The sequence below is a fragment of the Albimonas sp. genome, from assembly GCF_055129145.1.
The window spans coordinates 1-8,099 of record NZ_JBSRTQ010000173.1; the positions used below are offsets into that span (position 1 = coordinate 1).

Genomic DNA, 8,099 nt, shown 5'->3' on the forward strand with positions numbered 1-8,099 from the left:
TCCTTCCGGCGTCAAGGGCACCCCGGTGGAGATCGCCGAGGCGGTGACGCCCCTGGTGTTCTGGGCGAAGGAGTTCCGCGAGGATTCCGGCGGCGCGGGGCGCGACCGCGGCGGCCTCGGCCAGCGGATCGAGGTCGAAAGCCGCATCGGCCAGCCGTTCGAGCTGCTGGCCGCCTATGACCGGATCGAGCATCCGGCGCGGGGCGCGGAGGGCGGCGGCGACGGGGCGCCGGGCTATGTGGGGCTGGCCTCCGGCCGGACCTTCCGCGGCAAGGGCTTCCAGATGGTCCCGCCGGGCGAACGGCTGGTGGTGCTGACGCCGGGCGGCGGCGGCATCGGGCCGGTGGAGGATCGCGACCCGGCGCGGGTGGCGGCGGATCTTGAGGCGGGGCTGGTCGGCAAGCCGGACTGAGGCCGGGCCCCGGAGCCTGCGCATGGAAAGGGGGCCCGCGGGCCCCCTTTTTCGCGCCGACAGGCCGGGTCGCCCTCAGTGCACCATGTAGCTGACCGGCCAGGTGACGATGGCGGGGAAGATCGTGATGATCAGAATGCCCAGCAGCATCAGGAAGAAGAACGGCATCGCGGCGCGGGTCACCTGCAGGATGTCGCGCCCGGTCATGCCCTGCAGCACGAAGAGGTTGAAGCCCACCGGCGGGGTGATCTGCGCCATCTCCACCACGATCACCGTGAAGATGCCGAACCACAAGAGGTCGATCCCCGCATGCTGCACCATCGGCAGCACCACCGAGGCGGTGACCACCATCATCGACACCCCATCCAGAAAGCATCCGAGCACGATGTAGAGCAGCGTCAGCACGGCGAGCAGCGCGTAGGGCGACAGCTCCCACGCCTCCACCGCCCGGGCGATGGCCCGCGGCACGCCGGTGAACCCCATGGAGATCGACAGGAACGCCGCCCCGGCCAGGATGAAGGCGATCATGGTGGAGGTGCGCACCGCGCCCATCAGCGCCTCGAAGAAGCTCGCGCGGGTAAGGGAGCGGGACCAGGCCGCCAGCCCCAGCGCGCCGAAGACGCCCATGGTCGCGGCCTCGGTCGGCGTGGCGACGCCGCCGTAGATCGAGCCGATGACCAGCGCGATCAGCAGCGACACCGGGATCAGCAGTTTCGCGCGCGAAACCTTCTCGCGCCAGGTCAGCCGCTCGGTGAAGGGCGGGGCGAGGGAGGGGTCCAGTTTGGCCCGGATCGCCACATAGCCCATGAACAGGCCGATGATCATCAGGCCCGGCACGACGCCCGCGATGAACAGGCGGCTGATCGATTGCTGCGCGATGACCCCGTAGACGATCAGCATGATCGAGGGCGGGATCAGCAGGCCCAGCGTGCCCGAGCCCGCCAGCGTGCCGATGATCAGGCGTTCGTCATAGCCGCGCGATTTCAGCTCGGGCACCGACATGCGCCCGACCGTGGCGCAGGTGACGGCCGACGACCCTGCCACCGCCGCCATCACCCCGCAGCCGATGATGTTGACGTGAAGGAGCCCGCCGGGCAGGCGGCCGACCAGCGGCGACAGCCCGCGGAACATGTCTTCCGACAACCGGGTCCGAAACAGGATCTCTCCCATCCAGATGAACAGCGGCAGCGCGGTCAGCGCCCAGTTCCAGCTCGCGTCCCACACGGTCGCCGCCAGCAGCGAGCCTGCGGGGGCCTTGGAGAAAAACTCCATCGCGACGAACCCCACCACGCTCAGCGACACCGCCACCCAGATGCCCGAGGCGAGCAGCAGCCCCATCGCCGCGAACAGGATGACGGCGATCAGTCCGGGATCGACGCTCATGGCCTGGCCTCCGGCAGGTCGGCGAGCGCGGTCTCGGCGTTGGCCTCGTAACTGGGGATCTCGCCGCGGGCGACGGAAACGAATTCGTCGATCAGCGCGATGAGGAGGATCGCCGAGCCGACCGCCATCGACAGGCGCGGGATCCAGAACGGGATCGCCAGCAGGCCGGGGCTCAGCTCATTGAATTTCCAGGAGAACCACACCAGGTCGACCGCCCAGTAAAGGAAATAGGCCAGCGCCGCGATGGCGAAGCCGATGCACCACAGCTCCACCAGCTTGCGGGGCAGGGGGCCGGCGTAGCGGATCAGCAGCGTGACCCGCACATGCGCGCCGCCGCGAAACGCGTAGGCGAGCCCGAAGAAGGTGGAGGCGGCGAGGCAGAACCCCGCCGTCTCGGTCGAGTCGACCACGTAGCCGAGCTCCCGCCCCACGATCTGGGCCACGATGGTCACGGCGATGCCCACCAGGCAGATCCCCGAGATGACGCCCGACGCGAGATAAAGCGCGTCGAGCGTGCGGCGAAGCGTTCCGGCCACGCGGGCGGACCTCAGCGCGCGGCGAGGTAGGCGTCGAGCACGGCGATGGCCTCCGGGCTCGCGGTCTCGCGCCAGCCCTTCATCATCTCGCCGCCGATCTCGACCATCTTGCTCACGATCTCCTCGGGCGCGTCGGTGGTGGTCATGCCGTTGGCGGCGAGCGTGGCGATCTGGGCCTTGGTGGTTTCGGCCGACATCTCCCAGCCGCGCTTCTCGGCGGCGGCGGCGGCGTCGAGAACGACCTGCTGCGTCTCGGCGGGCAGGCCCTCGAACGCCGCCTTGTTCACGATGACGGCGTTCTTGGAATAGATCGCGCCGGCATAGGTGAAGAACTTGGTGTTGTCCCAGGCCTGGATGTCGATGCCGGTCTGGGGCGAGGTGAACAGCGCCTCGATCAGGCCGGTGGAGAAGGCCTGCGGGATCTCGGCGAAGGGCAGGATGGTGGCCTGGAAGCCGAGCATCTCGCCCATCTGCTGCGTCGCGGTGGAATAGATGCGCAGCTTCTTGCCTTCGAAATCGGCAAGGCCGTTCACCGCGGTCTTGGTGTAGAAGCCCTGACCCGGCCAGGGCTGGTAGAACAGGACCTTCAGGCCGGCCTCGTCCATCGCCTTGTCGAAATAGGGTTTCTGGAGGTCCTTCAGCGCCCAGGCCTGCTCGTAGGTCGAGGCGACGAAGGGCAGGCCGGCGAGGACATACATCGGATCCTCGTTGCCGTAGACGCCGAGGCGGATTTCGCCGATGGGCACCTGCATCCGCTGCACCGCCGTCTTGATGGCGTTGAGCTTGATCAGCGTGTCATTGGACTGGAGGTCGATCACGAGGTCCGATTTCTCGCCGATCTCTTCGATGAACATGCGGATGTTCTTGGTCAGGAAGTTGTCTTCGGGATAGCCCGAGGCCATCAGCCACTCTTCGGCCGTGGCGGCGGAGGCGGTCAGCGCCATCGCGCCGGCGGCCAGGAACCGCGCCAGCGGCGCGGTGAAATTCCTGAGGGTCATCGTTCGTCGCTCCTGTCGGTTTCGGGCGGCGCCTGCGGCGCTCTTCAATCGTTTGCATCGCAATAATCGTGCCAGTTGCGGGCCTGCGCCCCGGGCGCGGGCCGGGGTCGCCTCAACGATTCGCGATGGGACATGATGCCTGTCCGACGGGCGAATCGTATCCATTTCGTTGCGGCGCCGAAAAATCGCCTTGCGGCGCGGCGCCGGGGCCGGGCGGGCGCGTCGAAACCGGGCTGGCGTCAGGCGCCCGCGCGCGCCATGCTCGGCCCCCGAGCGGCAGGCGCGGGGGGTGGGCATGGACGATCGGCGGGATTTCCGGGGCGCGTGGGACGGGGCGCCGGCGGCCCCGTGGCCGGGGCGCGCGCGGCTGGCGGTGTCCGTCGTGGTGAATGTCGAGGAAGGGGCCGAACGCTCCATCGCCGACGGCGACCCGGTCAACGAAAGCGTCTACGAGGCCCGCCAGGAGGTGATCGGCGCCCCCGATCCCTGCATGGAGAGCCACTACGCCTACGGGCCGCGCGCCGGCTATCGGCGGATCGTCGGGGCGCTCGCCCGGCACGGGGTCCCGGCCACCTTCTCCACCTGCGGGCGGGCGGCGACGCGGCTGCCCTGGCTGATGCGCGATCTCGCGGGCCGCGGGCACGAGGCGTCGTGCCATGGTTGGCTGTGGGAGAGCCATGCGGGGATGACGGAAGCGGTCGAGCGCGAAAACATCGCCCGCACCCACGCCGCGGTGGAGGCCGCGACCGGCGTCGCCCCGCGGGGCTGGCACACGCGCTCGGCGTCCTCGCCCAACACGCGGCGGCTGCTGGGGGAGCATGGCGGGTTCCTCTATGACTCCGACTGCTACGACGACGATTTCCCGCGCATCGCCCAGGTCGCCGGCCGGCCCCATGTGCTGCTGCCCTATGCCTTCGACACCAACGACATGCGCTTCGAGCCCGGCGGCGCCTTCGTCCATGCCGAGGATTTTTCGCGCTACTGCATGGCGGCGTTCGAACGTCTGATGGACGAGGGCGCGACCGAGGCGCGGATGATGTCCGTGGGCCTGCATCTGCGCATCATCGGCCGCCCGGCCCGGATCGGCGGGCTCGACGCGCTGCTGGAACGGATGTCGGCGTCGGGCGAGGTCTGGTTCGCCACCCGCGCCCAGATCGCCAATCGCTGGCGCGCCGCCGCCGGCCTGCCCGAATGGACCCCCCCCGATACGCCCCCGGAGACCCCCGCATGAAGATCCTGCTGGTCAACCCGAACATGACGCAGGCGATGACCGACCGCCTCGCGGCCGTGGCCCGCCGGGTGGCGGCGCCGGGGACGGAGATCGTGGCGCTCACCGCCACACGCGGCTTTCCCTACATCTCGTCCCGCTCCGAAGCGCAGATCGCCGGCGGGGTGGCCCTGGAGATGATCGCCGAGAACCTCGAGGGCGCCGACGCCGTGGTCATCGCCGCCTTCGGCGACCCCGGCCTGCGCGCCGCGCGCGAGCTTTTCGACCTGCCGGTGACCGGCATGGCCGAGGCCGCGATGCTCGCCGCCCTCCCGCTCGGCGAGCGTTTCTCCATCGTCACCTTCACCCCCCTGATGTCCTCGTGGTTCCTGGATTCCGTCGAGGCGCTGGGGCTCGCCCGCCGCTTCGCCGGCCTGCGCACCCCGCCCGAGGCGGTCGGCCCGGTGGCGGATGTGGCGGCCACCATGCGCGAGACGCTGGTGGATCTCGCCCTGACCGCCGCGCAGGAGGATCGGGCCGATGTGGTGATCTTCGGCGGCGCCCCTCTCGCCGGCATGGCCTTCGAGATGGGCGCGGATTTTCCCTGCGTGGCCGTCGATCCCATCGCCGCCGCCGTCATGCAGGCCGAAATGCTGGTCCGGCTCGCGCCCTGCGGCGCCTCCAGGGGCGCTATGGCCCGCCCGCCGGGGAAGGCCTCCACCGGGCTCTCTCCGGCGCTCGCCCGCCATATGGGCCCGCGCTGAGGCCCGGCCCCGCTCGGCGCAAGCCTGTCGCCCCGGGGTCTGATCCTCTGACCGCTCCGCGCCAACCCCGGCGCGACCGCAAAAGGGAGACGCGCATGGAGCGCCATGAGGGCAAGGGCATCCTGCTGACCGGCGCCGCCGGCGGCATCGGACGCGAAACCGCGCTGGCGCTGGCGGGCCAGGGCGCGCGGCTGTGGCTGCTCGACCGGGAGGAGGGCCCGCTGGAGGCGCTGGCCAACGAGATCGGCCAGCAGGGCGCGTTCATGGCCTGCGACGTGTCGGACCCGGCCTCGGTCGCAGCAGCCCATGAGGCGGGGCGCGGGCGGCTGGGGCGGATTGACTCGGCGGTGCTCAACGCGGGCATCGAGGGCAAGGTGGCCGAGTTCGGCCAGATCGACATGGAGGATTTCGACCGGGTGATCGCGGTCAACCTGCGCGGCGTCATGCTGGGGCTCAACGACCTGATGCCGCGGATGCGCGCGCAGGGCGGCGGGGCGATCGTTCTGCTCGCCTCCATCGCCGGGCTGCGCGGCTCGCGCGGGCTCAGCCCCTATGTGGCGTCCAAGCACGCGGTGATCGGGCTGATGCGCTCGGCGGCGCAGGAAGGCGCGGCGGACGGCGTGCGGGTGGTGGCGGTGGCCCCGGGGCCGATCGCGACGCGGATGATGGATTCGCTGGATGAGGGGCGCCTTCCCGGCGCCGCCGCGCAGGCCCGCGCCCGCACTGCGGCCGCGATCCCGACGGGGCGCTATGGGGAGCCGGGGGAGGTCGCGGCCCTGATCTCCTGGCTGGCGTCCGACGAGGCCCGCTACGTCACCGGCTCGGTCCACCTCGTCGACGGCGGCATGATGGCCTAGCGGGCGCGCGCCAGCCGCGGGTCGGTGGCGTCGCGCAGCCCGTCGCCGAGCATGTTGAAGCCGACCACCGCGGCGACGATGCAGAGCCCTGGCCAGATCGCCAGCATCGGAGCCATGAACAGCAGCGTCTGCGCCTCGGACAGCATCCGGCCCCAGGACGGGGTCGGGGGCTGCACGCCGAGCCCGAGATAGCTCAGGGCCGCCTCGGCCAGGATCGCCACCGCGAATTCGATGGTCGCCTGCACCAGCAGCACCGCGGAGATGTTGGGGAGCACATGCGCCACGGCGATGGCCGCCCGGCTGCGACCCGCCGCGCGCGCGGCCATCGCGTAATCCAGCCGCCAGACCAGCGCCGCCGAGCCGCGCGCCACCCGGGCGAAGATCGGCGCGTTGATGAAGGCGATGGCGATGACCGCGTTGGTCAGCGATGGCCCGAACACGGCCGAGAGCATGATGGCGAAAAGCAGCGCCGGAAACGCGAAGCCGATGTCGGCGAGGCGCATCACCGCCTCCTCCACCCAGCCGCCCACCGCGCTGGCGGTCAGCCCGAGCGCCGCGCCGATGGACCCGCCGATGCCCACCGCCAGCAGCGCCACGGTCATCGAATGCCGCGCGCCGACCATCAGCATCGAGGCGACGTCGCGCCCGAGCTGATCGGTGCCCAGCCAGTGCTCGGCCGAGGGGGGCAGGAAGCGTTCCTTCACCACGATGGCGGTCGGGTCATGGGGCGTCCAGACCAGCGACACCGCGGCGGCGACGAAGACCAGCGCCACCAGGGTTCCGCCCAGCGCCAGCCCCGCCCGCCCCGCCATCGGCAGCCGGGCCGCGAGCCCGCCCGCCGCGCTCATCGCTGGGCCGGGCGGCGCAGCCGCGGGTCGACGAGGATATAGGCCATGTCCACCAGGAAGTTGGCGCTCACCACCACGGCGGCGAAGAACAGCACCAGCGCCTGCACGGTGAAGAGATCGCGGTTGGTGATCGACTGCAGGATCAGCCGGCCGAGGCCGGGCAGGTAGAACACGTTCTCGATGACGATGGTCCCGGTCACCAGGTTGGCGAATTGCAGCCCGACGATGGTGACGATGGGGATCAGCGCGTTGGGCAGGACGTGGCGGCGCATGGTCTGGCCGCGGCTCAGCCCCTTGGCCCGCGCGGTGCGGGCGAAATCGAGCCGCATGACCTCGAGGATCGAGGAGCGTGTGACCCGCGCGAGGATCGCCGACTGCACCAGCGCCAGCGCGGTCGCCGGCAGGATCAGAGCGCGCAGCGCCGCGACCGGGTCGTCCCAGCCTGGGAAGCCGCCCGGCGGCAGCCAGCGCAGGTGGACCGCGAAGAGCAATACCAGCAGGATCGCCAGCCAGAACGCCGGCACCGCCACCCCGAACTGCGACAGCGTCATCGCCGCCCAGTCCCCGGGTTTCCCGTGATTGAGCGCCGCCCCCACCCCCAGCGCCAGCGCGGCCACGCCGGTCAGGACCATGGCGATCAGCGCCAGCGGCACGGTGACCGGCAACCGCTCGACGATCAGGTCGGAGACGGGGACGGCGAAGCTGTAGCTGGTCCCGAAATCCCCGGTCAGCACGCCGCCGATCCACTCCAGATAGCGCTCGCCCAAGGGCGCATCGAGCCCGAAGCGCGCGCGCAGCGCCGCCTGGGCGTCGGGGGTGGAATCCATGCCCAGCACCACCAGCGCCGGGTCCCCTGGCAGCACGTTCATCACGCCGAACACCAGGCCAGAGACCACGACCAGCGTGGCGATCAGCGTGGCGACGCGGGTGGCGAGCAGCCGGATCATCCGCGCCGCGCCTCCCCGTGCGATGGGATTGAGAGGCGGGGGGCGGGCAGGGCGCATCGGGTCATGCGGGTGGTCATGGGGCGGGCTCCCGCTGCGGATCTCCCCGATCCATGCCGGTTGGGCGGCGGGGCCGCAAGCGCCGCCGTC

At 71.0% G+C, this 8,099-nt stretch carries 9 protein-coding genes; 4 read left to right on the forward strand and 5 right to left on the reverse strand.

The features are described 5' to 3' along the window. The coding region (locus ACTB72_RS18890; RefSeq protein ID WP_463038562.1) for a hydantoinase B/oxoprolinase family protein at positions 1-412 on the forward strand (412 nt) is incomplete at its 5' end. 75 nt (positions 413-487) lie between these two features. Here the strand turns inward: ACTB72_RS18890 and ACTB72_RS18895 are convergent. From ACTB72_RS18895 to ACTB72_RS18905, 3 genes are read right to left on the reverse strand one after another with little or no spacing between them, the layout of a single operon-like run. Beyond that, positions 488-1,795, reverse strand: a complete 1,308-nt coding sequence (locus tag ACTB72_RS18895) for a TRAP transporter large permease (protein ID WP_463038563.1) — start codon at positions 1,793-1,795, stop codon at positions 488-490. Further along, on the reverse strand, positions 1,792-2,331 hold the full coding sequence (locus ACTB72_RS18900) for a TRAP transporter small permease (RefSeq protein WP_463038564.1): 540 nt from the start codon (positions 2,329-2,331) through the stop codon (positions 1,792-1,794). Before ACTB72_RS18900 ends, ACTB72_RS18895 begins: the two co-directional genes overlap by 4 nt. An 11-nt stretch (positions 2,332-2,342) precedes the next feature. Next, the gene (locus ACTB72_RS18905) at positions 2,343-3,329 is read right to left on the reverse strand and encodes a TRAP transporter substrate-binding protein (protein WP_463038565.1); all 987 of its coding nucleotides are present in this window, start codon (positions 3,327-3,329) and stop codon (positions 2,343-2,345) included. 295 nt (positions 3,330-3,624) lie between these two features. Between ACTB72_RS18905 and ACTB72_RS18910 the strand changes: the two genes are divergently transcribed. The 3 genes from ACTB72_RS18910 (at position 3,625) to ACTB72_RS18920 (ending at position 6,157) form a co-directional block, all read left to right on the forward strand. Next, positions 3,625-4,560, forward strand: coding sequence for a polysaccharide deacetylase family protein (locus ACTB72_RS18910; RefSeq protein WP_463038566.1), 936 nt, complete (start codon positions 3,625-3,627; stop codon positions 4,558-4,560). After that, the gene (locus ACTB72_RS18915) at positions 4,557-5,300 is read left to right on the forward strand and encodes an aspartate/glutamate racemase family protein (RefSeq protein WP_463038567.1); all 744 of its coding nucleotides are present in this window, start codon (positions 4,557-4,559) and stop codon (positions 5,298-5,300) included. Before ACTB72_RS18910 ends, ACTB72_RS18915 begins: the two co-directional genes overlap by 4 nt. A gap of 95 nt (positions 5,301-5,395) precedes the next feature. Continuing rightward, positions 5,396-6,157, forward strand: coding sequence for an SDR family NAD(P)-dependent oxidoreductase (locus tag ACTB72_RS18920; protein ID WP_463038568.1), 762 nt, complete (start codon positions 5,396-5,398; stop codon positions 6,155-6,157). On the opposite strand, the gene ACTB72_RS18925 is transcribed toward ACTB72_RS18920, so the two are convergent. Together ACTB72_RS18925 and ACTB72_RS18930 are read right to left on the reverse strand one after the other, a co-directional pair. Further along, the gene (locus ACTB72_RS18925) at positions 6,154-7,005 is read right to left on the reverse strand and encodes an ABC transporter permease (RefSeq protein WP_463038569.1); all 852 of its coding nucleotides are present in this window, start codon (positions 7,003-7,005) and stop codon (positions 6,154-6,156) included. The two genes, ACTB72_RS18920 and ACTB72_RS18925, sit on opposite strands and share 4 nt — an antisense overlap. Beyond that, positions 7,002-7,952: an ABC transporter permease gene (locus ACTB72_RS18930; protein ID WP_463038570.1), complete on the reverse strand. Its 951-nt coding sequence runs from the start codon at positions 7,950-7,952 to the stop codon at positions 7,002-7,004. Before ACTB72_RS18930 ends, ACTB72_RS18925 begins: the two co-directional genes overlap by 4 nt. Between the last annotated feature and the right edge of the window lie 147 nt (positions 7,953-8,099).

Bases quoted from the DNA above. Each gene is read 5' to 3' on its own strand.
- ACTB72_RS18895 (WP_463038563.1), bottom strand. From the start codon at position 1,795: ATGAGCGTCGATCCCGGACTGATCGCCGTCATCCTGTTCGCGGCGATG.
- ACTB72_RS18905 (WP_463038565.1), bottom strand. From the start codon at position 3,329: ATGACCCTCAGGAATTTCACCGCGCCGCTGGCGCGGTTCCTGGCCGCC.
- ACTB72_RS18910 (WP_463038566.1), top strand. From the start codon at position 3,625: ATGGACGATCGGCGGGATTTCCGGGGCGCGTGGGACGGGGCGCCGGCG.
- ACTB72_RS18915 (WP_463038567.1), top strand. From the start codon at position 4,557: ATGAAGATCCTGCTGGTCAACCCGAACATGACGCAGGCGATGACCGAC.
- ACTB72_RS18920 (WP_463038568.1), top strand. From the start codon at position 5,396: ATGGAGCGCCATGAGGGCAAGGGCATCCTGCTGACCGGCGCCGCCGGC.
- ACTB72_RS18925 (WP_463038569.1), bottom strand. From the start codon at position 7,005: ATGAGCGCGGCGGGCGGGCTCGCGGCCCGGCTGCCGATGGCGGGGCGG.
- ACTB72_RS18930 (WP_463038570.1), bottom strand. From the start codon at position 7,952: ATGATCCGGCTGCTCGCCACCCGCGTCGCCACGCTGATCGCCACGCTG.